Below are 24,979 nucleotides of genomic sequence, written 5' to 3'. Positions count from 1 at the left end.
GATCAGCTTTTTTGTTTGTTAAAATGGCAGTTCTATTTCAGTATTGCGGCTGATCAGGTCAGCTGTTTCGAGGAGCGGTTCCAGGTAGGTCTCTTCAACTTCCTCGCGTGTGGTCTGTGATGAGTTGGTCGAGCAGTTGATGGCCGCAATGATCTCCCCGCGCATATTGCGGATCGGTGCTGCAATGGACATCAGCCCGATTTCGAGCTGGTCTTCACTGATCGCCCAGCCCCTCTTACGGATTTCTTCGAATTCTTTCCTCAAATCCGCTTCCTTATACACCGTATAAGGCGTGAGCGGCTTCAAGTCAGCTGTAGCGAAATACTCGGCCAATTCTTCCTCGCTTTTTTGGGCAAGCAGCAGCTTCCCCATTGAGGTGGCATATGCAGGCAAGTGTGTCCCGATATTCAGGGATATCTTCATGATCTTATTGGCAGGCACACGGCCGATATAGACGATCTCCTCCCCGACCAGTTTGGCGATGGAGCTTGATTCATTGGTTTTCTTCGAAAGTTCACGGAGGAGGGTCGTGGTGATTTCCCAGCTGTCCCTTGCCGTCATATATGAATAACCGAGTGACAGCACTTTAGGTGTTAAATAAAAACGGTTATCCAGCATCTGTGCATACCCCAGATTGACCAGCGTGATCAATACGCGTCGTGCGGTCGGTCTGGAAATGTCAGTGAGGGCCGCTGCCGTGGAAATGGTCAGGTGGTCGCGTCCGTCGAATGCTTCAATCACTTTAAGCCCTTTTTCGAGTGTCTGGAGGTGATCGGCACGATTAATATCTTCAGTCATAATAATTCCTCATTTGTACGATAATTAGAACTCTGTACTAATAGTATAACATGACTGGCTTGCCGGTGCTTCCTATAACCATCCGTTACGGCCAAAAGCCGATCAATGGCCAGTAGATATATGCAACCCCTGTAATTATGAAGATGCTCGCCACTGTGGAGACCAGGCCGGGCAGGAGGAAGTCCTGCTGCTCCACCCTGCCTGTGCTGTGGACCACGACGTTCGGCATCGTCTCGACGACCAGTATGAACCCGAGCAGCAGTGTGATGGCGGACAGGACGGAAATGACGACGGGATCCTGACCCGACTGGACGGACAGGCTGATCAGCACCGGGAGCAGCGTGATGACCGCTGTCGATACGTTGGTGACCCCGAGATGATATATATGGGAAACGATCACGGTGATGGGGATCGCAAGCCACGGATTGCTGAAGATTTCCACGATGATTTGCGGCGAGACGAGCCATTCGAGCAGGTCGATCGCCCCGGATTCTATCAGCGAATAGCCGAGGGATAAGGTCGCACCAATCAAGAGGACGATGCCGAAATTGATCTTAAGCATCTTCTGCCATTCGATGAAGCCGATGATGGGCAGTGCCATGAGCACGACAGCAAACAGGGCGCCGAAAGTCGGATGGTAGCCGTGCCATGATTCGGTCAGCCAGATGAGGATGGTGAGTGCCAGTATGAGGATGCACTTTATCTCATCGCTTCCGAGTCTGCCGATCTCCTCATTCTTTTTCTTCATTTCCTTTTGAAGTGCATGAAACGATTCCTCTTCAGGCGTATACATCTTCCAGAGGATGAACATGATGACGACCACCAGCACGATCCAGATCGGTGCAGTGTATATGAACCATTCAAGATAGGAAATCGATACACCCGCATACAGCCTCAGCAGCTCGATCGTCAATATGTTGCCGATCGCCGCGGTGAGCACGGCCACCCCGCTGATGCTGATGCCGAATGCCGTACTGATGTAGAGCAGTTTATTGAAATTCGATTCTTTCTTTATGTCCGCCTCCTTGATGATGCCGTCAAGCACCGGCATCATCAGGGAAGCCCTGACTGCGGTGGCGGGGATGAAGAACGCCTGGATCTGGTTGAGCAGCCCGACGCCGATGTAGATCCCTTTGGCACTCGATCCCATCGTTGCAAGGAGGGAATATGTCATCCTTCTGATCAGGTTTGTATGGTTGACCCCGATTGCGATCATCATGCCGCCGATGATCAGGAAAACTGCGGGGGAAGCAAAACCGCTGAGTACAGTCTCGATCTCAACCGGCCTAAGGAGCATCAGCAGCACGAGCACCATCATCGATGTGAGGCCGATCGGGATCGGTGCGAACGCCCACAGTATCAGGCCGTAGAGCATGATTGAAATGGTGGCCCGCTCAGACCAGCCGACCCCTTCCGGGAGCAGGATCAGCACCGCGATGAACAATACGGTCGCCGCTGCAAAGATGATGATCCGGCGCAGGCCGGGTGTATGATTCTCTTTATTTGTCATATGGCCCCACTCCATTAGTGTATGAATATGTAAAGAAATACAGCATTAATATGCTGTATTTCTTAAAACGCATCAAGTTGTATTGAAATTATCCCCGTTATTGGCTGAAAGCTCTTTTTGGTGCGGCTGATCTTTATTTACGAACCTTTGGATCAGTGCCGCAGCGATGATGAGCCCAATGGCGATCCCGTCGGTTGTGAGGTCCGCCATCATCAGCAGAAGGGCGATACCAAGCAGCAGTATCCTCGTATACCATGCGGTCCTTTTCTTGAAGAACCACCCCTGCACCGCTGCGGCCAGGAAATAAACGCCGAATAATGCGGTGATGACCGCAAGGATGATTGCGACCGTGTCGTCACTCAGAAGCAGAAGTTCCGGGCTGTAGAACATCATGAAAGGGACTATGAATGCAGCCAGGCCGATCTTGAACGCCTCCACGGCGGTCTTCATCGGATCGGTGCCGGTGATCCCGGCCGCGGCAAAGGCCGCGAGCGCAACAGGCGGTGTGATGGCTGACAGGACTGCATAGTAGAATACGAACATATGCGCAAGAAGCGGTTCCATCCCCATCCTGACGAGACCCGGGGCAACTACAGACGCCGCCACCGCATAGGCGGCCGTCGTCGGCATCCCCATGCCGAGCAGGATGGATAAGAGCATCGCAAAAATCAGGGCGATCAGCAGATTGTTATCCGCAATCGTCAAAAGCATCGTGCTGAATCTCTGTCCCACACCGGTCAGGGCGATGACCCCGACGATGATGCCGGCAGTCGCGACGATTGCGATGAGCTGCAATGCATTTTTCATCCCCAGTTCGAGCGCTTCAAGCACTTTCATGAGGCCCATGCGCGTCTCTTTGGTGAAAAGGCTTAAGACGAAGCACAGGACGATGCCGACTGTACCGGCAAACACTATACTGTATCCGGCCACGAGCAGGTAGACCAGTACGATGATCGGGATGAAGAGGTATACCTTCTTCGCGAGATCTTTGATGTTCGGCAGCAGATGGCGCGGCACGCCCCTCAAGTCTTCCTTCAAAGCCTGGAAATCGACCATGAAATAGACGGAGACGAAGTATAACAGTGCCGGTATGATTGCTGCGATGATGATCTCGGAATACGGTATCCCGGTGATTTCGGCCATGAGGAAGGCACCTGCACCCATGATCGGCGGCAGCAGCTGCCCGCCTGTCGATGCCGTCGCTTCCGTAGCAGCGGCGAACCGCGGCCGGTAGCCGGTCTTTTTCATCAACGGTATGGTCAGTGATCCGGTCGCAACGACGTTACCTGCCGAAGTGCCGTTGATCGAGCCCATCAGTGCAGAAGCCAGTATGGCGACTTTGGCCGGACCGCCGCGCATCCATCCTGCCAGCCTGAAAGCCACATCAATGAAGTACTGGCCCACACCGGACATCTGGAGGAAGGCCCCGAATATGATGAAGAGGATGATATATCTGGAAGATACATCCGTCGTCACCCCGAACACCCCGTCAAGACCATAAATGTAAGTGATGAACCTTTCAAAGGAATACCCGTTGTGATTGAAGATGCCTGGCATATAAGGCCCCAGGAAGGAATACGCGATGAATACACCTGCAAGTATCGGCAGTGTCCATCCGCTTGTCCTTCTCGTGATCTCCAAAACCAGCAGTACACCCACTGTCGCTACAATGACATCCAGTGTGGTCGGTGTGACCCCAAAACGGAATACCAGCGTCGTCAGATTTTCCGCTATGTAGTATCCGATGAATATTGCAGCTGCTATCAGTATCCAGTCCACTATAGGAATACGATTGGACTCCGTCTTCCATCCCTTATAGAACATCAGCGTCAGTACCGTGCCGAACACGATATGTGTGCTTCTGAACACCCAGGGGTCTATAGGGTTGAAATTCAGGATATACAAGTGATAAAGGGCGCCGAAAACGGCAATCCCCATGAAGAGGTATCTTTTCCATCCTGAAAGATTCCTGGTGCCCTCAGACTTTTCCAGCGCATCTTCAACAATTTCCGTATCCAGTTTACCTTCTTCATCCAGTTCTGATTCAATGGAAAGTTCATCCTTATAGTCAGGCTGATCTTCCGATCTGTGCCCTTTATTGCCATCAACTTTTTTTCTGTCGTCATCATGAGTATTTTTATTCAAGCGCTTCCCCCCCTTATCCCTGCATTAATACAGCCGGTTTCAACCGGCTGTATCAATGAACAGAGTCAGCATGTAAAAATAATGTTATTCACTGTCTTCCTCGTCGCTCCACTCTTCAGGATAAACTTCATCAGCAAGTTCTACGCCGATTTCCTCATAGTAGCGGATGGCTCCCGGATGCATCGGGTAATCTGTGTTATTCGTGATGACTTCAGGATCTTCCGCCTCTGAAGCCGAGTTATGGGTGTCGATCATCTGATCGATGTTTTCATGGTACGCTTTCACAAGGTCATAGACGAAATCAGAGTTTGCCTCTTTTTGGACGACACCGTAGTTGAATTGGGAAACGGTTTCAATATCTTCGTCCATTGAGTCATAAGTGCCGCCCGGGATGGTGAATTCCTGGAAGTACGGGAGTTCTTCCATCACTGTGGTACGCTGCTCTTCTGTAAGGCCGTAAATGTTGATGTCCGCCTGCGTTTCAGCTTCTACAACCGCTGAAATCGGAAGACCTGCAGAGAAGCCGATATGATCCAGCTGGCCGTCAAGCATCTGTGAAACCATGTCACTTGCACCGGCTGCCACCTGGTCGCCTGTTTCGATGCCGAGGATATCATAGATTATCGGGTTGTAAGTGCCCGGCGTGCCGCCTGCAGGACCGATTCCGACGCGTTCGCCCTCATGGTCTTCAAGGTTTTCAGCACCTGTTGAGGCCAATGAGAACCAGTTGAACGGTGTATCATACATCGGGAAAATCACACGGATATCATCATATTCCTGATCCGCCCATTCACCTTCGCCTGTATAACCTTCATAAAGAGGTCCTTCCGTCACCATTCCAAGCTGAATGTCATCTGCATCCAGCAGCTGGATGTTATGCACCGGACCGCCCGTCACTTCAATGTTTGAAGAGATATCGAGGTGTTCTTCAAGCAATGTCGAGAGGCCGCCGCCCCAGATGTAATAAGTACCGCCCTGCGAAGCTGTACCGACAGTCACAGTAGATGGATACTCGTTCTCCTCAAAATCAGCTTCTGCCTCGCCTTCACCGTTTCCTTCCGTGCCTTCATCCGTACCTCCGTTGCCGCAGGCTGCCAAAACGACCGCAATAATCATCGTGCTGAGCAATAACCAAAACTTTTTCATAATTAACTCCCCTTTGTTTTTATTTGCATATACCTAGTATGATCTCGGCATACCGAGTACATGCTGTCCGATGTACGAAAGAATCATATTATTATTCACAGGTGCGACCTGGTACATCCTTGTTTCCCTGAACTTGCGTTCAATGTCATACTGATCGACGAAGCCGTTCCCGCCGTATGTGTTCATGGCGACGTTCGCCGCTTCCCAGCTTGCTTCACTGGAGATCAGTTTGGCGGTGTTCGCTTCCTCGCCGCAATTTTCGCCGGTGTCAAATTTCTCGGCGGCTTTATACCTCAAGGCATCGGCAGCCTTGATGGAGGCGTAGGCCCTTGCGATCGGGAACTGGACACCCTGGTTCTGTCCGATCTTCCTGTTGAAGACTTCCCGTTCACTCGCATACTCGACCGCATGGTCGATGAAGAAGTAACCATCGCCGATGCTTTCCGAAGCAAGCAGGATCCTTTCGGCATTCATGCCGTCCAGGACATATTTGAAGCCGCTGCCGACTTCGCCTATGACACTGTCTTCAGGCACCTTCATGTTCTTATACCAGATTTTATTGGTGGCGTAGTTGAACATCGTTCTGACCGATTCGACTTCAAGTGCATTCGGCTGATTCTGCCTGATTTCCCTGAGGTCCACCAGGAATAAAGTCATCCCCCTTGATTTCTTTTCGACTTCTTCAAGCGGTGTGGTCCTGGCGAGTAGAAGAAGCAGGTCTGACTGCTTGATGCGGCTTGTCCAGTTCTTATGGCCGTTGATGACATAACCGTCATCCGTCTTTTCGGCAAAAGTCTCGATCGCCGTGGTGTTCGAGCCTGCTTCGGGTTCTGTTATGGAGAAAGCCTGCATCCGGATTTCGCCGCTTGCGATGCCGGGTAAGTATTTCTCCTTCTGCTCCCTGCTGCCATGCCTCAGAAGAGATCCCATCGTATACATCTGTGCGTGGCAGGCCGCCGCATGGCCGCCCGCCCTATGTATCTCTTCCAGGATGATGGTCGCCTCCGTCAGGCCGTAGCCTTTGCCGCCGTATTCTTTCGGGATCAATACCGATAAATACCCTTCTTCAGTCAGTGCATCGACGAATTCCTGCGGGTATTTCCTGTCCGGGTCCAGTTCCCTCCAGTATTCATTGCCGAATTTCTCGCACAGTTCCCGGACTTCCTTGCGCAGCTGCAAACGTTCTTCTTCACTGAGTTTGATCGTTTCCGATTGTAATAAATCGCTCATCGTTATCAATTTCCTCCTGATATTCATATTAGTCAATCGTTGCTGAAAGACTGCTGTGAACTTTCATAAAAATCATTTCCCTCACTGTCATTGATCACGATGCAGGGAAAATCCTCGACCTCCAGTCTGCGGATGGCTTCGGTGCCGAGATCTTCGTAAGCGACGAGTGCCGAAGCGGTGATCTTCCGGGCGAGCAGTGCGCCGGTCCCGCCGATTGCCACCATATACACCGCATTATTCTTCTGAATGGCATCGATCACTTCCCGGCTCCGGTAGCCTTTCCCGATCATCCCCTTCAGGCCGTGTGAAAGGAGCGCCGGTGTATAGGCATCCATCCGGCTGCTCGTCGTCGGTCCCGCAGAACCGATGACTTCGCCCGGCCTCGCCGGTGTCGGGCCGACGTAATATATCACCTGGCCCTCCAGGTCGACCGGAAGCGCCTCACCATTCTCCAGCTGCTCGGCCATGCGTTTATGTGCTGCATCCCTTGCCGTATAGATCGTACCGGAGAGCAGGACCGTGTCCCCGCTCTTCAGGCTTTCGGCAGCACCGGGATCAAAAGGTACTCTGATGCGTTTCTCGGACATAAGGACCTCCTTAAATGACGAAATGTTTATGCCGGCTGGCATGGCAGTTCAAGTTGACCGCAACAGGAAGGGCTGCAATATGGCAGGGGGCGGTCTCCACTTTGATGTCCAGTGCGGTGGTGTCGCCGCCGAGCCCCTGCGGGCCGATGCCGAGCCGGTTGACGGCTTCATGCAGCTCCATTTCGAGTGCCGCGATATCCTTATCCGGATGCCTTTCGCCGACAGGTCTGAACAACGACTTTTTCGCAAGATAAGGGGCGACTTCAAAGTTGCCGCCAATGCCTATCCCGACAACCAGGGGCGGACATGCATTCGGTCCCGCTTCCTTCACCGTCTTCATGATGAAATCCTTCACCCCGTCCAATCCTGCAGAAGGCGTGAGCATCTTCATCGCGCTCATATTTTCCGCCCCGCCGCCTTTGGCGGACATCTGGACGTCGAGGGTGTCTCCTTCGACCAGTTCGATATGGATGACTGCGGGCGTATTGTCACCGGTGTTTTTGCGTGTGATCGGATCATCCACGATCGAATACCTCAAATACCCCTCATCGTAGCCTTTCCTAACGCCTTCGTTGATCGCGTCCTCAAGCCTGCCGCCGGTGATATGGCAGTCCTGGCCGAGTTTGACGAGGAACACGGAGACGCCCGTATCCTGGCACATCGGCACGCGGTTTGAAGTGGCGATGTCCGCATTCTCGATCAGCTGGTTCAAAATGCTTTTCCCTGCTGCGGAAGACTCGGTTTTCACAGACTCTTTAAAGGCATTGACGACGTCTTCGGCGAGGTCGAAATTCGCTTCCTGGCAGATCCTCGAAACTTCATCGACGATTTCCGTATACTGGATCACTTTCATAAACTGCCTCCATCGTTACTGTTTTTGCTTTTTGAGCACTTCTTCCAGTAATTCGTTCTGCTGGTTCGGTGCATGTGACTTCTTATAGACCATCATTGTCCTGTCGAAGGAGATGACCACCTCCGCGCGCTGGTTGTAACCGTATGTCTTTACATTGACGATGCCGACATTCGGACGGGATTTCGATTCGCGCAGTCCGGTCACTTCCGAATATGAATAAATCGTATCCCCTTCAAATACGGGGTTGGGAAGCTTGATGTTGTCCCACCCGAGGTTCGCCATGGCGTTTTGCGAAATATCGGTGACGGACTGCCCCGTGACGAGGGCCAGCGTGAATGTCGAGTCGACAAGCGGTTTGCCGAATTCCGTCTTCTCCGAGTAGTAATCATCAAAGTGGATCGGGTTTGTGTTCTGCGTCAAAAGCGTCATGTATATATTGTCTGTTTTCGTCACCGTCCTCCCCAGGGGGTGCGGGTAGATGTCCCCTTCCGAGAAATCTTCATAATAACGGCCTGTCCAGCCTTCCTGTACACTCATTGAAATGCCTCCTGTTGTTTTATTTTAAGGTTTGGATGATACGCCCAATTCCTCAAGTATCTTTTCTGTATGTTCGCCGAGGGCCGGGACATCTTTCATCACAGGATCGAAGTCCTTCGAAGTCACCGGCGGGAGCAGTGATGCGATATTGCCTCCCGGCGTGCCGATCTCCCTCCAGCGGTCTCTTGCCTTCAGCTGCGGGTGATTGAAGAAGTCTTTCATGTTGTTCAATCTGGCATTCGCAATCTTCGCTTTCTCGACCCTCTCGATCACGACATCCGAAGTGAGCTCCGCAAATGCCTCTTCGATGATCGTTTTGAGTTCTTTCCTGTTTTCGGAACGCAGGTAATTTGCATTGAAGCGGTCATCCTGAGCGAGTGATTCATCATTCAGCACTTCCCTGCAGAACTGTGCCCATTCCCTTTCATTCTGAAGCCCGATGAAAACCGTTTTACCGTCACCGCATTCAAACGGACCGTACGGGTAGATGGTGGAGTGGCTCGCGCCTGTGCGGGCGGGTTCCTTACCGCCGTACTGCGCGTAATATGCCGGATAGCCCATCCATTCACCGAGTGCTTCAAGCATTGAGACTTCAAGCACCGTGCCCCTGCCGGTCTTCATGCGGTTCATCAGGGCGGTGAGTATGCCCGTGTATGCGTACATCCCTGCGGCGATATCCGCGATGGAAATGCCAGCTTTGGACGGTTCATCTTCAGTGCCTGTGACCGATACGAGGCCGGCCTCGCACTGGACCAGCAGATCATAGGCTTTCTTCTGTTCGTAGGGGCCGCCCTTGCCGTAGCCTGATAAACTGCAGACGATCAGCTCCGGGTGTTTCTCAACCATTTCCTCAGGCACGAAACCCATGCGTTCAATCGCACCGGGTGCCAGATTCTGAACGAACACATCCGCCTTTTCAAGCAGTTTCGAAAGGACTTCCTTATCATCTTCGTCTTTAAGGTTTAAAGTGATGGATTCCTTGGAACGGTTCGTCCATACGAAATGACTCGACATGCCGTTGACCGTCGTGTCATAACCTCTCGCAAAATCCCCGACGCCCGGCCTTTCAACTTTGATCACCCTTGCACCGAGATCGGCGAGCTGCCGTGTCGCAAAAGGGACGGCGATGGCCTGTTCCAAAGAGACGACTGTAACACCTTCCAGTGGTAACATTGAATTCCTCCTATATAAATAAACCGCTTACATTTTTAATAAATTTTTTGCCCGCTCATAAACAGGCGGGTCGATCATCTTGCCTTCCACTTCGATGGCACCTTCACCATCATTTGAAGAGGACTCAAAAGCATCAACGATTTTTTCAGCTTCTTCGACTTCTGCTTGTGTCGGGGCATAGACTTCGTTGACTGCCTCGATCTGTTTCGGATGGATGACGAGACGGCCCTGGAAACCGAGCCCCCGGCTTAAAGCAGATGCTTCCCTCAAACCTTCCGGATCTTTGAAGTCAGTGAACACGGAGTCGACCGGCTGGCTGATGCCTGCAGCACTCGATGCAGCGACAAGTGTCGACCGAGCATGAAGTAGTGACTGATTGCCGTCACCCGGTATGCTGACATCCAGCATATAATCTTCGGCACCGAAAGCCATCGCTTCCACCCTTGGTGAGGATGAGGCGATCTCCAGGGCATTCATCATGCCTTTGCCGGTTTCTATCAATGGTACGATTTTAATATCATTTGTCTTCAAATTGTTTTGTTTTTCAAAGGTGGTGAGCAGATAATCCAATATTTTTATATCATCGGATTCAGCGGCCTTCGGCAAGACGATGCCATCCAGGTCCTCGCCGGCCAGTTCCCTCACATCATCAATGAAATAAGTGCTGTGAACTTCATTCACTCTCACATACTTTTTTGAATGGATATCGGGGTTGTTCAACCACGGCCTGATTTTTTCCCTGGCTGCCGCCTTCTCCGCCTGGACGACACTGTCTTCCAAATCGAATATGATGATATCGGCGTTCAGCTCTGTTGACTTGGCCAGGAATTTATCTTTGCTGCCGGGTATGAAAAACCAGCTTTTGTCCATATATCTTCACCTAAACCCTTCTCAATTCAGGATATTGTAGATTGGATACAATCCCAGTGTAAAAGAATTCTGTTTGTTTGTAAACAGAATTTTTAGAATTTATATAATTTTTAATTATCTAGGTTCAAAAGGGGGATCAGGTCCTTATGCGTCCTCTTGATATGGTAGGCATATTCCGCGCAGGCACCTTCTATATCACCCGTCTTGATGGCACGGAGGATTCTCGCGTGTTCCTCGTTTGATTTCTCGATCTGATCAGGGATGACATAAGGCGTGTCCTTGGCGATGCCGTGTGAAACCCTGGCCATCAGTCCGTGGAGCCTTTTGCTTTTCGACCCTGACAATGAGAGATTATGAAACCGGTTGTTCAAGTCCACATAAGTCTCGATCTCCGTCGTTTCAAGCATTGTCTCATGGAGGTTCTCAAGCCCGGTCAAATCCTCAGGCTCAAGGTTCGGTATGCTGCGCTCAAGGGTGAAAGGTTCGAGTATCGTGCGCAGCTCGTATATTTCATCGATGTCCTCGATCGTCAATGAGTTCACGATCGCACCCTTATGCGGCTCCAGGGTCACCAGACCTTCGAGTTCCAAAGTTTTCAGAGCTTCCCTGACAGGCATCCTGCTGACACCGAGCTGTTCGGCGATATCCGCCTGGACGAGCCTTTCTTCCGGCTTCAGGTCTCCTTTTAGAATTGCCTGCCTTAAAATGGTCGTTACCGAGTTCGGGAGTACTTCCCTTGTAACACTCTTCAATTTCATGCTAATCATCCTTTTCTCTGCTCATGTACAAAAAATCTATGGGCATTATACTACTTCACCGCCATATTATGAGGGAAAAGCATGCTCAAGTCGCTGATATCTTCAAGGGTCATGATATTTTCAGCCACCTCTTCCGCCCGGCTCTCATCAATGCCTTTGGAAAGCACCATGAACTTCTCATAAAGTTCATCCGGTGAGACATTATTCTCAGGGTCTCCTTTAGGATATTCGGTGGACAGTTCGACCGTCTCCCCGTTTGTCAGATGGACCTTGACGTTTGCCCCCCATTTTTCCGGATATGCAGCATCAACTTCATCATCGACGTACACTTCGACTTTCTGCATGAGTTCCCTGACGGTCCCATCCCAAAGATTTTCTTCGGTGAAAGTGTCGAGGCTGCCGCTCTGCTTGACGAGTGCAAGTGCAGTACAGTACTGCAGGCTGAATTTGCCCTGATAGATCGTCTGCGGGTCCTCGTCATCGGTGATGTTGATGGCGACCTGATAAGTGCCGACTTCGACTTTGTCCACGGCATCGGGGTCCAGATCCTGCTGCTTTGCGAGGTCCGATACGAGGTCCATCGCATGATGTGTATGCCTGCATGAGGCATGGATCTTGAAAGAATTCTCCATGATCTTGAATTCATGGCCCAGGCCTTCGGTGATTTTTGCCGCATCATAATCATCACTCATGGCTTCGAAGAAACCGCGCCTGCCTTCCATGATTTTTGATGCACCGGTGAAATCCTTTTCTGCAAGCATGCTCGCAATCACACCGTTCATGGCAGCTTTTCCGGGATGGAGCTGTTTTGACATGGCACCATCTTCGATGAATTCCCATAAACCTGCAGCCTGGGTGCCGGCACTGCCGAGTGCATGGACAGTCTGTTCCACAGAAAGACCCAATAGTTTGGCCACTGCCGCAGCCGAACCGAAAGTTCCGCAGGTCGCCGTATTATGCCAATAGTAGTAATGCGACGGGGAGACGGCTTCACCGATCCGGAAGCATACTTCATATCCCGCGACGACGGCTGTGATTAAATCTTTACCGTCGAGTTTCTTCCATTCAGCAACGGCAAGGGCTGCAGGGATGACGACGGTGGCAGCATGGATGATCGAGCTTTTATGAATATCATCCTGTTCCACGATATGGCTTGAAGCACCATTCAATAATGCGGCGTTCGCCACGGAGGATTTCCCCCCGTTGATCAGGGATGCCTGCTCATTCCCCCCGAGCACCTCGACCATCTCCTCGATCTTCTGGATCGGCGGCATATCTTTCCCGGCGATGGCGGAGCTGAAATAATCCAGTATGCATAATTTCGTAAACTCCACCACGTCTTCAGGAATGTCGTCATATTTCAACGAGACGACATATTCAGCCAACTGTTTACTTAAAGACACTACATCCAACCTCCTTTTGATTGTTGCCCTCATTATATTGGATACAATAGCCAAAGGCAAACGATTTCAGAAGAATCTGTAAATTAAGAGTTTGGTCCCACTCTCTGTAAAACGAGCAAGTGGCCCGAGATTCGGGTGTTGCTCGGATTAAAGTCGTGAAAAACGAGCGAGTCACTTCAAAATCGAAGTATGCTCGTATTACGGACATAAAAAAACGAGCAAGTGGCTTTGAAATCGGATCATGCTCGGATTATCGCTACAGAAAACGAGCAAGTCACCTCGAAATTGGATGTTGCTCGTATTATGGCCATGCTGAACGGCAGCTAAAAGTGATGAGGTGCACATCTCAAATTTGGTATAGTATGACTAAACTGTATAAGGGGGATATCAATGATCACTGAAAAAGACAGAAGATACTTAAGAAGGTGTGTGGAACTTGCCCGGGAGGCACTGGAAAAAGGGAACTCGCCTTTCGGCTCGGTGCTCGTTTCAAAGGACGGGGAGGTTTTATTCGAAGATCACAACCGTGATGCCGAGGGGGACAACACCCGGCACCCTGAATTCGAAATCGCAAAATGGGCAATCGCCCATCTGCCGGAAGAAGACAGGAGAGACACTGTCGTCTACACGTCGGGGGAGCATTGTTCGATGTGTGCTTCGGCCCACGGACTTGCGGGGCTCGGCCGGATCGTATATGCGAGTTCCGGCGAGCAGCTGAAAGAATGGAAGAAGGATATGGGGATTGAAGACGGCATGCTGAGAGGTCTGGACGTCACGGAAGTGTTGAGGGGTGTGCAGGCCGACGGACCGGACCCTGAATTATCCGGAGAAGTGAAAAAACTGCAGTATGAATACCACAGACGATGAGCCGGAATATGATTCTGACCAATAGGCAGAAAGGGATCATTCTTGCAGTGACGGGGGCGTTCTTCTGGGGTGTCGGGGGTGTGGCCTCGGACTGGCTCTTCACGAATAAAGGGATAGACGTCGACTGGTATGTCACCGCAAGGCTGCTTGCGAGCGGGATATTTTTAGTGGCGGTGCACCGGTTCATGTCGAAAGACATTCCCGTCTTCAGCATTTTCAGGGAGAAGTCGACCGTCATACGGCTCATCATCTTCAGCATATTCGGCATGCTGCTCGTCCAGTATTCCTATATGGCGTCAATTGACTACGGTAATGCGGCGATCGCGACACTGCTCCAGTACCTGGCGCCTGTCTACATCATCATATGGTATTTGTTCAAGGGACGGGAACGCGTGAACGCATTTGACGCCCTGGCGATATTTTTGACGCTTACGGGCACTTTCCTGCTGCTGACGAACGGGTCGTTTGAAAGCCTGTCCGTGCCGTTGCCGGGCGTGGTATGGGGAGTGATCTCCGGATTCTCCCTCGCTTTTTACACGGTCTATGCAGGCGCCCTGCTCCGCCGCTTCCCTTCGGTGCTCGTCGTGGGATGGGCGATGATCATTGCCGGCGGTGTGATGAACTTCATCCATCCCGTATGGGAGGTCGGGGCCGGAAGGATGGATATGGCAACAATCATCGTGCTGCTTTTCGGGATCTTCGCAGGCACGGCGATCGCCTTCTGGTTCTTCATAAAGAGCCTCGAATATATTTCGGCTAAGGAGACCACTTTGTTCGGCACCATAGAACCGCTCGCAGCCATCGTTGCCAGCGTGATTGTGATGAACGTGGTGTTTCAAAGCTGGCAGCTCGTCGGCATGTTTTTGATACTGGTGCTGATCACTTTGCTCTCCCTGAAGAAACAAAATGAATGACCGGATAGTACTTAAAAGAAAAGGTTCCATGGATGCGCATCCGGCGGCGGGCATTTTACAGATATCATCTCGTCCTTCGTCGGGTGCTTGACTTCAAGGATGTACGCCCACAATGCAATCTGCTGGCCTGCCTTGTTGCGTCCCGGGCCGTATTTCTGGTCACCGAACAGCACATTGCCGGCATTGGCCAGCTGCACCCGGACCTGGTGGGAGCGGCCGGTCTCAAGTTCGATCTCGAGCAGGCTTAAGTCACTTTTCTCATCCCACCCTATGACTTTATAGTGGAGGACCGCTTTTTTGGCGCCTTTTACGCCTGCTTTTACGACGCTCACCTGGTTTTTCTTCCGATCCTTCAGCAGATGATCGGTCAGCGTCTTTTCAGGGACCTGCATCCTGCCGCGTACGACGGCCTTATATTTCCTTATGATTTTATTCCGTCTCAGCTGATCCGACAATCTGGATGCGGCTTTGGAAGTTTTGGCGAAGACGATCGCCCCGCCGACCGGACGGTCGAGACGGTGAACAAGCCCGAGATAAACATTCCCGGGCTTGTTCTCATTTTTCTTGATATAATCCTTCAATATGTTCAAAAGGTCTTTATCGCCTGAAGCATCTTCCTGCACCGGGATATTGACGGGCTTCTCCACGATCAGCAGGTGATTATCCTCATACAGCACATTAATATTCACGGGTGATTCTCCTTCTTTACATCATCAATAACATCCGATTATATCATCAATCAGCTTATATGGAAGATGAAAAGGGAGTTCCTCCGTTTTTAATAAAAATGATTCCAGGGCTTTTCACTTGGCGGCGTGGATTCCGCAGTCACTGTCTCATCCTTTTCCGGATGCTTGAAAGCGACGGAATGGGACCAGAGCGCGACCGGCTGGCCGATTTTGTTGTAGTGCTGGCCGTGGTCCGTATCGCCGTGGATGGTGTTGCCGAGATTGGCAAGCTGGACCCGGATCAGGGATGAATAGCCTTTGTCCATCTGAATATCCATCAATGTCAGGTCGTTCTCCTCGTCACGGTCGATGACTTCATAATGGAGGACGCTTTTCACCGCATCCTCTTCGTCCCCGTCAGTGATGATGTATAAATTATTCTCCTCATTCTGGACGAGATGGTTGGTCAGGGTATCCGCCTTTTTGGGCATCTGTCCGCGCACGATCGCCCTGTAATGCCTGCCGACTTTGCTCTTCTCACCGTCGCTTGAAAACAGTGAGGCAGCTTCAGCAGTCTTGGCGAAAACGGCGGCGCCGCCAATCGGTGTATCCAGAATTTCATCAGACTCGGGGTATACTTCGCCCCCGTCTTCACTGCGTTCTTTAAGCGAGCTCATCAATTTCTCTCCCTCATCGCCCCTCTTATATGAAGGGATGATGGCGGGTTTCTCAATGATCAGCAGATGTTCGTCTTCGTATAAAACGTTGATATCCATAATGCAGTCTCCTTTACTCTTCACTTCTTTTATATCAATATTAAATCAATTCCCCATTTTGTGCTTAATCTAACATGGGAGACGTGAATCACCATCAAATATTTAAGGATGAATAAGAATGCTGGATCGTTTATCACCCGTGCTTATACTGATCATGATGGTTCTCGGGCTGTTCGCGGGACAGCACGGACCGACGGCGGATATCACGGGGGCGTTGGTTGTACCGCTGCTGATGCTGCTTTTATTCCTGATTTTCCTCGATGTCCCGTTCAGGGATATCCCGGCATCGGTCAAAAATTATAAATTCAATTTCATTTCACTTGGAATCAACTTTCTATGGACTCCGGTGCTCGCCTATGTGCTCGGTAATCTGTTTTTATATGACCATCCCGTCCTCTGGCTGGGACTTTTCATGCTGCTGGTCACGCCGTGCACGGACTGGTACATCATATTCACGAACCTTGCGCGGGGGAATACTGCGCTCTCCACCACGATCCTGCCGGTGAACTTCATACTGCAGATCATTTTGCTGCCTGTCTACATCTATTTATTTTTCGGCGTATTCGAATGGGTCTCCCCGGACGTCATATTCTCAATGATCCTGACACTCATCATCCCGCTCGCCTTTGCGATGGCGGTGAAGCTGATATTTCCCGGGCAATACCTGCACCGGCTGTCTTCGCTGAACCCGGTTATCTTGAGTCTTGCGGTGTTTTCAATATTCGCTTCCGAAAGGGATATACTTTTCAGCAACCTGGATGTGCTGCAGTTGATCCTGGTTCCGATCCTCCTCTTTTTCCTCATCAATTTCTTCATCGGGAACTTTGCAGCAAAAATCTTCAAATTCAACTACCGCGATACGGTGAGCCTCGTCATGACGACGATGGCAAGGAATTCACCGCTGGCACTGGCGATTGCCGTGGTGGTGTTCGATGATATGCCCGTCATCACGCTCGCCCTCATCATCGGGCCGCTTATTGAAATACCCGTCCTCGCCCTCACAGCCAAAATAATGTCATTCAAGGATAACCGGACATGAGTCCGGTTATTTTTCATTCCTGAGACACTGCCGACTAGACTGAATAATATGATAAAATGAAATTATCAAAATATGATGTTTCAAAGGTGGGGATGCTATGGATATAAAAAGGTACTCTGAAAACGCCGTCACTGTCTACATCGGGGATGAAATCAGCGAGACGGTCAATAAAACGCTTGTTAACCTGAAAAATGAACTTGAAAACCGCGGGACCGACGGTGTCACTGAAATCGTCATCTCATATACCAGCCTGATCATCTACTTCGATCTATTCAAGGTCCGGGGGGAGGAGCTCGAGGCATTGCTTAAGGAAATCGATTTGGAAGCCCTGGAAGGCCAGCCTTTCGAATATAAGCTCATTGAAATCCCGGTATGCTACGGCGGGGAGTTCGGGCCGGACCTCGACAGGTTCGAAGAGGACGGGCTGTCGCCTGAGGAAGTGGTCGAAATGCACAGCGGCACCGAATATCTGGTGTATATGCTCGGTTTCATGCCGGGCTTCCCCTACCTCGGGGGACTGGATGAAAAACTGTTCAAGGATCGCCTTGATAATCCGCGGACAAGCATTCCGGCAGGGTCCGTCGGGATCGGCGGCAAGCAGACCGGCATGTATCCTTTCACATCGCCCGGCGGGTGGAATCTGCTCGGCCGCACGCCGGTCCCTTTATTCGATGAGGAGAGGGAGCCGAGCATCCTCTATGAAGCGGGTGACCGGATCATTTTCAAGTCGATTGATGAGGATGAGTACAAAGCGATCGAACAGCAGGTGGCAGATGGCGTATACGAGGTCAATATCACAAGGAGGGAGGCGGAATGATGACTTTCAAAGTAGTGGATCCGGGACTGTTCTCGACAGTGCAGGATGCCGGGCGGACCGGTTATCAGGCATATGGCTTCTCCCCTTCCGGTGCGATGGACTACAGGGCGCATAAACTGGTCAATAAACTGCTCGGGAATGATGAAAATGCCGCAGTGCTGGAAATGACGCTGCACGGGGTGACGCTTGAAGTCCTGAAGGAGACGGTCATCGCAACAGCCGGCGCCGAAGCGGAAATCATGGTGGATGATGTATCCTACGGCAGCGGGCTGCCGATCCGGGTGATGCGGGGGGAGAGGCTTAAGATCGGCAAATGCCAGAGAGGTGCGAGGATCTACCTCGGTGTCGCCGGGGGATTTGATGTGCCGGAAGTGCTCGGCAGCCGGTCCACGCATACAAGGAGCGGCATCGGTGGTTTCAAAGGGCGCACGCTGAAAGCGGGGGATGTCCTCCGGACAGTGGGCGGTGAGTTCCAAAATACCATGAAGAAAATCAAGTCTTTCGAAGAAGACGACATCATCCGCATCATCCCGGGCCAGCAGTATGAACGCTTCAGTGATGACGCCCGGGAGAAGCTCTTCAATTCCGGGTATGAGATCACGAAGGACAGCGACCGGATGGGTTTCCGGCTCAGCGGGCCGGAACTCACCGCAGAGGACGGGCATGATGTGCTCAGTGAGCCGACGCAGCTCGGCAGTATCCAGGTGCCGAAAAACGGGCAACCGATCATCCTGCTGAACGACCGGCAGACGGCCGGCGGATATGCACGCATTGCGACTGTTGCACTGGCGGATATCCCGAAACTGGTGCAGAAGCCGCCGGGTGAAAAGATCATTTTCAAGGAAATCGATGTGGATGAGGCAGCAGAAGAATATAAGAAAGAGCTGGAGCGCATCAGATCGGGTGAATATTTTGAGCCCCTCACCGACTTCACCTCGGTCAGACGGCGCACCGCTTTAAAAATAACGAAGCTGATGGGAGTATGAGAATATGGATATCGATAAGATCAAGGAGCTTGTAAAATTGTTCAAGGAAGAGGAATTGACGAAACTCAAAGTCGAAGAAGGCGATACGAAGATTCATATCGAGAAGAGCGAAGTCATCCAGTCCGGTGCACCGCCCGCAGCAGGTCAGGGAGACGGGGGCGCTCCTGAAGAGGCATCATCCGCTTCCGGACTCACGGAAATCAAGGCACCCCAGGTCGGCACCTTCTACCTCCAGAAGGAGGAAGGTTCCGATGAGAATTTTGTGAACGCCGGGGACAGCGTGGAGGCCGGTGACCAGATCGGCATCATAGAAGCGATGAAGGTGTTCAACGATGTCACCACCGACCACTCGGGCGTGATCGAAGAAATACTCGTCGAAAATGGCGATGCCGTCGAATTCGACCAGGTGCTGATGACACTCCGCAAAGAGGGTGAATGACATGAAGAAGGTGTTGATTGCAAACCGCGGTGAGATTGCCGTAAGAATCATCAGGACATTGAAGGAGATGGGGATAGCGAGCGTCGCCGTCTACTCCGTTGCAGATAAGGACAGCCTCCATGCGGCGCTTGCGGATGAGGCATACTGCATCGGCCCTGCGAAGAGCAGTGAGAGTTATTTGAACATAGACAGCATACTTGCAGCTGCAGAAATCAGCGGTGCTGATGCCATCCACCCCGGTTACGGCTTCTTATCGGAGACGCCGGAGTTCGCGAGGCGCTGTGAGGAACAGGGCATCATCTTCATCGGCCCGACTTCGGAGATGATGCAGAAGATGGGTGATAAGGCGGAGGCGCGCTCGACGATGAAGGAAGCGGGAGTGCCCGTCATACCCGGGAGCGACGGCCCGGTGGAGACGCTCGATGAAGTGAAGGCAGTCATCGAGACGATCGATTATCCCGTCGTCATCAAGGCGGTTTCCGGGGGCGGCGGGAAAGGCATGCGGTTCGTCCATGATGAGTCATCGCTTGAGAAGAGCTTCAAGGAAGCGAAGAAGGAGGCGAAGAACGCATTCGACGATGACAGGATCTACGTGGAGCGCTATATCCCGAAAGCAAGGCATATCGAAGTGCAGGTCGTCGGTGACGGCAAAGGTGATGCCGTCCACCTTTACGAAAGGGACTGCTCGATCCAGCGGAACAACCAGAAGCTGATTGAAGAAGCTCCTGCGCATATACTCTCTGAGGAATCCCGTAAATACATCACGGAAACGACGCGGGATGCAATTGCGAAACTCGAGTACGGGGGTGCCGGCACGGTCGAATACCTCTACGTGGAGGAAGAGGATGCATTTCATTTCATAGAGATGAACACCCGCATCCAGGTGGAGCATACCGTCACGGAAACGATTACGGGGATAGACATCGTCCGCCTTCAGGTGGAAGTGGCTTTATTCAACGAATTGAATGTGAGCCAGGAGGAGATTACGGTCAATGGCTTTGCGATCGAGACGCGGATCAATGCTGAAGATCCGGAGAAGAAGTTCATGCCCTCCCCCGGCCCGGTGGATACACTTCATTTTGCGCTCGGACGGAACGTCCGTGTCGATACGGCAGTCTACCCGGGCTACCACATCCCGCCGAATTACGATTCCATGATCGCAAAAGTGATTGTGAGCGGAGATGACAGGGCGGAGGCGATCAATAAAATGACCCATGTGCTGGAAGAGACGGTCATCGGCCCCTTGAAGACGAACCTCGACTTCCAGTATTACCTCATGCAGCATCCGGATTATATTGACAATGTGGTGGACATCAAGTTTTTGACGCGTAATGAAATCATTGAAGACTAGGAGGATGATCATGTATAAAGTGGATTTGAACGCAGACCTCGGGGAGAGCTACGGCAACTATACGATCGGGAATGATGAAGCGATCATTCCTTTGATATCATCTGCAAATGTGGCATGCGGATTCCATGCGAGTGATCCGAGCGTGATGATCAAAACGGTGGAGATGATCAAGAAAAGCGGCAGCACCGGCCTCGGTGCCCATCCGGGGTTCCCGGACATGATGGGCTTCGGCAGGCGTTACATGGATATGACGGCGGAAGAAGTGCGCGCGATCATGCTTTATCAGATCGGTGCGCTGGAAGGCATCGCAAAAACCTACGGCCTGAAGCTGAACCATGTCAAACCCCACGGTGCATTGTATAACGCGACTTTTCAGGATTACGATTTGGCAGTGACGATTGCTGAGGCCGTGAAGGCGTATGACCCGAAACTTAAGCTGATGGGGCTCAGCAACCAGAACCTGGTCAAGGCGGGGATGGAAGCAGGGCTTGAAGTGAGGCATGAAGTTTTTGCAGACCGTGCGTATGAAGATGACGGCACACTCGTCTCGAGGCGGAAGGAAGGTGCGATGATCACGGATACGGACGAAGCGGTCGCACGTGTCGTGAAGATGATTAAGGAAGGCAAGGTTGAAAGCATCAACGGCAATATGATCGATATTCAGGCGGACAGCATCTGTGTCCACGGGGACGGGGAAAATGCGCTGGAGTTCATCAGGGAAATCCGCAATGCTTTCGAGGAGAGTGATATCACCATAGAAACGATGTAACTGCCTTTTCAAAACAAGGGGGACGAAAACATGGATAAAGAAAAGCCAAAAATCACAATGGCCCAGCGCAGGCTGATGTTCGGTTCGATATTCCTTATGGCGACTTCGGCGATCGGACCGGCATTCCTGACTCAGACGACGGTTTTCACAGAGCAATTTCTCGCGAGTTTCGCCTTCGCGATCGTCATCTCCATCATCATCGACATCGGCGCCCAGTTGAACATCTGGAGGGTGCTGAGCGTTTCGGGCAAGCGCGGCCAGGTCGTCGCGAACGAAGTGGCACCGGGGCTCGGTTACGTGGTTGCATTCTTCATCGTACTCGGCGGCCTTGCCTTTAACATCGGCAACGTTGCAGGGGCGGGTCTCGGTTTCAATGCGATATTCGGCCTGGATGTCCGGATCGGTGCAGCGATTGCCGGCGCATTCGCTATCTTCATCTTCCTTGTGAAGAATGGCCGGACCGTCATGGATGTCGTGACGCAGGTACTCGGTGCCTTGATGATCATCATCACGGCCTATGTCATGATCCAGTCAAATCCGCCATACGCGGAAGCGGCTTACAGGACATTCGTGCCTGAAGAGCCGCTGGCGATGTTCATACCGATTGTGACCATTGTCGGGGGCACGGTCGGCGGCTACATCACATTCGCCGGTGCCCACAGGCTGATTGAAGCCGGTATGACAGGCAAGGAGAACGTCAGGTTCGTCAGCCACGCGGCGAATTACGGGATATTGACGACCGGCGTTATGAGGGTTCTTTTATTCCTGGCGGTACTTGGTGTACTTTCCCAGGGTGCGGTGTTGAGTGAGGAGAATCCGCCGGCCTCGGTCTTCCAGTTCGCTCTCGGGGACATCGGCATGCAGGTATTCGGTGTGGTCCTGCTTGCGGCGGCGCTGTCTTCCGTTATTGGTGCAGCATATACAAGTGCTTCATTCCTAAGGTCTTTCCATGATTTCTTTGATAAACATAATAACACCGTCATCGTAATATTCATCGTATTCTCCACACTGGTGTTCACATTCGTCGGACGTCCGGTCACGCTGCTGATCCTGGCGGGTGCTTTCAACGGACTGATCCTTCCGCTGACGCTCGGTGCTGTGCTGCTGGCTTCAAGGAAGAAGAAAATCGTCGGCGACTACCGCCATCCGACATGGATGATCATATGGGGAATCATCGCAGTGCTCGCGACAGCAATCATCGGTGTCATGTCCCTCGGCGGTCTGGCAGAACTTTGGACAGGTTAATTAAAATGAGGTGATCAAATGGATGCATCAATAATCCGCGAACGTATCAGAAGCGGCAAACATCAGGGTACGACCTCCGGCATAGCCGGGGATAAAGTCCAGGCTAACCTGGTCGTATTACCCAGGAAATATGCCTTCGACTTCCTGCTGTTCGCAGTGAGGAATAAAAAAGCCGTGCCCATCATAGAAGTGCTTGAAGACGGGCGCTATGAAAGTTTGCATGCCAAGGGGTCGGATGTCAGGACGGACGTGCCGAAATATAATATATACAGATACGGGGAGCTCATCGAGACGGTCGATGAGGTGAAGTCATACTGGCAGGAGGATTTCGTGACGTTCCTGATCGGCTGCAGCTTCACATTCGAACAGGCAATCATGGACAGCGGCATCGACATCAAGCATATCAGGGAAGGCAGGAATGTCGCGATGTACAAAACGGACATTCCTGCAGAACCGGCCGGGAAGTTTCACGGACGTGCCGTCGTGTCGATGCGGCCCTTCAAAAAAGAAGATGTGGATGATGTCATCGCAATCACGGAACAGTTTCCGGATATGCACGGCGGTCCGGTCCACGTCGGGAATCCGGGGGAGATCGGCATTGCGAATATGGAAGACCCGGATTACGGGGATCCCATTGATATCGCAGACGATGAAGTGCCCGTGTTCTGGGCATGCGGGGTGACGCCGCAGAATGTGGCGTTGAATGCAAAGCCGGACATCATGATCACCCATCTGCCGGGGCATATGTTCATCACGGACATCAACAATGAAGATTATAAGGAGTGAAGTTTATTGGCATTCCGATTTGACGGCAGCAGAATTGGAGTGGAAATCGGAATTTGATCCGGAAAACGATCTGAAGCGGCTGAAATCGCAATGTAAATCGTAAACGGGCGCCTTAACCGATTTGAAGCTTCCATAGTGGGCCCCCAAATCGGAATTCGATTCACAATCCGATTTGAAGGGCTGGAAGTGAAGGCTGTGATCGGATTAATGACGGGCCGGCAATAAAAAGCTCCTGAATACAAAAAATGTGGCACCTGCAAAGCAGGCGCCACTCTTTAAATCATCATGAAAGCGAGTGCGGATAAAGCGACGGAGACGATGATCATCGCCATAAGCGGTCTGAAAGCCTTGGTGCGCAGATCCTTCAGGCTGACATTCAGTCCAAGGCCGACCATCGCCATCGTCAGCAGGAATGTCGACAAGTCATAGACATTTTCAATCACCGCTTCAGGAATGAAGATCACCGGTCCGATTATGTATGTGTTGACGAGACTCATCAAAATGAACCCGAGCAGGAACCATGGGAACTGGACGGTGACGCCGTCCGGCGCTGATTTTTTCTGATGGCGCCTCACGAAATAGATGATGATGAAGCATAACGGGATCAGCAGCAGGACACGGCCGAGTTTGGCAAGCAGTGCGATCGCCAGCGCATTGTTCCCAGCAGGCGCCGCAGCAAGTGCCACATGGGCCAGTTCATGCAGGCTCATGCCCGCCCATGCGCCGTAATCCGTATTGGAAATGTCGAGCATCGGGCGCATGAATATGTAACCGATCGAGAAAATCGTGCCGATGAGTGCGATGATGCCGACACTGATGCCGGTGTCCTCGTCCTTCGCTTTTATGATGGGCGCGACTGCCGCGATGGCTGCTGCGCCGCACACGCCTGTCCCCACCCCGAGCAGCAGGGAGAGTTTGAAATCGGCTTTGAACAAACGGGCGAGAGCGATCATCCCGAGAACGGCAAATGCAATGATGATCGTATCTTTGATCAGAAACTCCAGTCCTTCGCCAAGGATGACGTTGATGTTCAGGCGCAGACCGTACAGTATGATGGCCACGCGGAGCAATTTTTTCGATGAAAAGGTGATGCCGCTGGTGAAAGCATAAGGAAAACCGAAGATCTGGCGGTATACGATTGCGACGATGATGGCACTGCCGAGAGGTCCTATAAGGGAGAAGCCTGGAATCATGGCTAAAATATATCCGGCAATGGCCATGATGAATGTGATGCCGATCCCGATGACCCATTTTGCTCCCGGGCTCAGGCCGTTTTCTGAACCATTCATATTTTCACCCCGTCTGATTGATA

General features: G+C 51.7%; 25 protein-coding genes. 10 read left to right on the top strand and 15 right to left on the bottom strand.

All coding sequences use genetic code 11. The features are described 5' to 3' along the window. Window positions 1-18: 18 nt before the first annotated feature. From LPW40_RS11185 to LPW40_RS11130, 12 genes are all read right to left on the bottom strand, one after another. Window positions 19-798 carry an IclR family transcriptional regulator domain-containing protein gene (locus LPW40_RS11185; protein ID WP_230822327.1) on the bottom strand — a complete coding sequence of 260 codons (780 nt, stop codon included), beginning with the start codon at window positions 796-798 and terminating at the stop codon, window positions 19-21. A gap of 85 nt (window positions 799-883) precedes the next feature. Further along, window positions 884-2,308 carry an SLC13 family permease gene (locus tag LPW40_RS11180; RefSeq protein ID WP_230822326.1) on the bottom strand — a complete coding sequence of 475 codons (1,425 nt, stop codon included), beginning with the start codon at window positions 2,306-2,308 and terminating at the stop codon, window positions 884-886. Window positions 2,309-2,380: 72 nt separating this feature from the next. Further along, the gene (locus tag LPW40_RS11175) at window positions 2,381-4,453 is read right to left on the bottom strand and encodes a TRAP transporter permease (protein ID WP_230822325.1); all 2,073 of its coding nucleotides are present in this window, start codon (window positions 4,451-4,453) and stop codon (window positions 2,381-2,383) included. An 84-nt stretch (window positions 4,454-4,537) separates the two neighbouring features. Continuing rightward, window positions 4,538-5,599, bottom strand: coding sequence for a TAXI family TRAP transporter solute-binding subunit (locus LPW40_RS11170; protein ID WP_230822324.1), 1,062 nt, complete (start codon window positions 5,597-5,599; stop codon window positions 4,538-4,540). 33 nt (window positions 5,600-5,632) lie between these two features. After that, window positions 5,633-6,829 (bottom strand): acyl-CoA dehydrogenase family protein, encoded by a 1,197-nt coding sequence (locus tag LPW40_RS11165; protein WP_230822323.1) that lies wholly within the window; start codon window positions 6,827-6,829, stop codon window positions 5,633-5,635. A 32-nt stretch (window positions 6,830-6,861) separates the two neighbouring features. Beyond that, on the bottom strand, window positions 6,862-7,416 hold the full coding sequence (locus LPW40_RS11160; protein WP_230822322.1) for a Fe-S-containing hydro-lyase: 555 nt from the start codon (window positions 7,414-7,416) through the stop codon (window positions 6,862-6,864). A gap of 10 nt (window positions 7,417-7,426) precedes the next feature. After that, entirely contained in the window at window positions 7,427-8,269 is an 843-nt protein-coding gene (locus tag LPW40_RS11155; protein ID WP_230822321.1) for a fumarate hydratase, read from the bottom strand. 15 nt (window positions 8,270-8,284) lie between these two features. Beyond that, window positions 8,285-8,806 (bottom strand): MaoC family dehydratase, encoded by a 522-nt coding sequence (locus LPW40_RS11150; RefSeq protein ID WP_230822320.1) that lies wholly within the window; start codon window positions 8,804-8,806, stop codon window positions 8,285-8,287. A 24-nt stretch (window positions 8,807-8,830) separates the two neighbouring features. Continuing rightward, window positions 8,831-9,979, bottom strand: coding sequence for a CaiB/BaiF CoA transferase family protein (locus tag LPW40_RS11145; RefSeq protein ID WP_230822319.1), 1,149 nt, complete (start codon window positions 9,977-9,979; stop codon window positions 8,831-8,833). A 27-nt stretch (window positions 9,980-10,006) separates the two neighbouring features. Continuing rightward, window positions 10,007-10,849: an HpcH/HpaI aldolase/citrate lyase family protein gene (locus tag LPW40_RS11140; protein ID WP_230822318.1), complete on the bottom strand. Its 843-nt coding sequence runs from the start codon at window positions 10,847-10,849 to the stop codon at window positions 10,007-10,009. Window positions 10,850-10,959: 110 nt separating this feature from the next. Beyond that, on the bottom strand, window positions 10,960-11,607 hold the full coding sequence (locus LPW40_RS11135) for a GntR family transcriptional regulator (RefSeq protein ID WP_230822317.1): 648 nt from the start codon (window positions 11,605-11,607) through the stop codon (window positions 10,960-10,962). 50 nt (window positions 11,608-11,657) lie between these two features. Then, window positions 11,658-13,010 (bottom strand): MmgE/PrpD family protein, encoded by a 1,353-nt coding sequence (locus tag LPW40_RS11130; RefSeq protein ID WP_230822316.1) that lies wholly within the window; start codon window positions 13,008-13,010, stop codon window positions 11,658-11,660. Between the two features lie 390 nt (window positions 13,011-13,400). On the opposite strand from LPW40_RS11130, the gene LPW40_RS11125 reads away from it, so the two are divergent. Both LPW40_RS11125 and LPW40_RS11120 read left to right on the top strand, forming a co-directional pair. Next, entirely contained in the window at window positions 13,401-13,877 is a 477-nt protein-coding gene (locus LPW40_RS11125; protein WP_230822315.1) for a nucleoside deaminase, read from the top strand. Between the two features lie 8 nt (window positions 13,878-13,885). Beyond that, the gene (locus LPW40_RS11120; protein WP_230822314.1) at window positions 13,886-14,791 is read left to right on the top strand and encodes a DMT family transporter; all 906 of its coding nucleotides are present in this window, start codon (window positions 13,886-13,888) and stop codon (window positions 14,789-14,791) included. 11 nt (window positions 14,792-14,802) lie between these two features. Here the strand turns inward: LPW40_RS11120 and LPW40_RS11115 are convergent, their stop codons facing one another. Together LPW40_RS11115 and LPW40_RS11110 are read right to left on the bottom strand one after the other, a co-directional pair. Next, a complete protein-coding gene (locus tag LPW40_RS11115; RefSeq protein ID WP_230822313.1) occupies window positions 14,803-15,480 on the bottom strand; it encodes an RluA family pseudouridine synthase in 678 nt (225 codons plus the stop codon). Between the two features lie 89 nt (window positions 15,481-15,569). Then, on the bottom strand, window positions 15,570-16,235 hold the full coding sequence (locus tag LPW40_RS11110) for a pseudouridine synthase (RefSeq protein WP_230822312.1): 666 nt from the start codon (window positions 16,233-16,235) through the stop codon (window positions 15,570-15,572). Window positions 16,236-16,353: 118 nt separating this feature from the next. On the opposite strand from LPW40_RS11110, the gene LPW40_RS11105 reads away from it, so the two are divergent. The 8 genes from LPW40_RS11105 (at window position 16,354) to LPW40_RS11070 (ending at window position 23,667) form a co-directional block, all read left to right on the top strand. Beyond that, window positions 16,354-17,274, top strand: coding sequence for an arsenic resistance protein (locus tag LPW40_RS11105; protein ID WP_230822311.1), 921 nt, complete (start codon window positions 16,354-16,356; stop codon window positions 17,272-17,274). Window positions 17,275-17,371: 97 nt separating this feature from the next. Continuing rightward, a complete protein-coding gene (gene pxpB, locus LPW40_RS11100; RefSeq protein ID WP_230822310.1) occupies window positions 17,372-18,091 on the top strand; it encodes a 5-oxoprolinase subunit PxpB in 720 nt (239 codons plus the stop codon). Then, window positions 18,088-19,077, top strand: a complete 990-nt coding sequence (locus LPW40_RS11095) for a 5-oxoprolinase subunit C family protein (RefSeq protein ID WP_230822309.1) — start codon at window positions 18,088-18,090, stop codon at window positions 19,075-19,077. Before pxpB ends, LPW40_RS11095 begins: the two co-directional genes overlap by 4 nt. A gap of 4 nt (window positions 19,078-19,081) precedes the next feature. Further along, the gene (locus tag LPW40_RS11090; protein ID WP_230822308.1) at window positions 19,082-19,516 is read left to right on the top strand and encodes an acetyl-CoA carboxylase biotin carboxyl carrier protein; all 435 of its coding nucleotides are present in this window, start codon (window positions 19,082-19,084) and stop codon (window positions 19,514-19,516) included. A 1-nt stretch (window position 19,517) separates the two neighbouring features. Continuing rightward, window positions 19,518-20,867 carry an acetyl-CoA carboxylase biotin carboxylase subunit gene (locus tag LPW40_RS11085; protein WP_230822307.1) on the top strand — a complete coding sequence of 450 codons (1,350 nt, stop codon included), beginning with the start codon at window positions 19,518-19,520 and terminating at the stop codon, window positions 20,865-20,867. Between the two features lie 10 nt (window positions 20,868-20,877). Beyond that, complete coding sequence (locus LPW40_RS11080) at window positions 20,878-21,636, top strand: LamB/YcsF family protein (protein ID WP_230822306.1); 759 nt, start codon at window positions 20,878-20,880, stop codon at window positions 21,634-21,636. Between the two features lie 30 nt (window positions 21,637-21,666). Further along, complete coding sequence (locus LPW40_RS11075; protein WP_230822305.1) at window positions 21,667-22,881, top strand: NRAMP family divalent metal transporter; 1,215 nt, start codon at window positions 21,667-21,669, stop codon at window positions 22,879-22,881. 18 nt (window positions 22,882-22,899) lie between these two features. Then, window positions 22,900-23,667, top strand: a complete 768-nt coding sequence (locus LPW40_RS11070) for a putative hydro-lyase (RefSeq protein ID WP_230822304.1) — start codon at window positions 22,900-22,902, stop codon at window positions 23,665-23,667. Window positions 23,668-23,942: 275 nt separating this feature from the next. Here the strand turns inward: LPW40_RS11070 and LPW40_RS11065 are convergent, their stop codons facing one another. Further along, window positions 23,943-24,956, bottom strand: coding sequence for a YeiH family protein (locus tag LPW40_RS11065; protein WP_230822303.1), 1,014 nt, complete (start codon window positions 24,954-24,956; stop codon window positions 23,943-23,945). Between the last annotated feature and the right edge of the window lie 23 nt (window positions 24,957-24,979).

Origin of the sequence: Salinicoccus halitifaciens (assembly GCF_021026095.1) — a bacterium.
Lineage (GTDB): Bacteria > Bacillota > Bacilli > Staphylococcales > Salinicoccaceae > Lacicoccus > Lacicoccus halitifaciens.
This window is presented reverse-complemented; position numbering and strand designations above follow the sequence as displayed.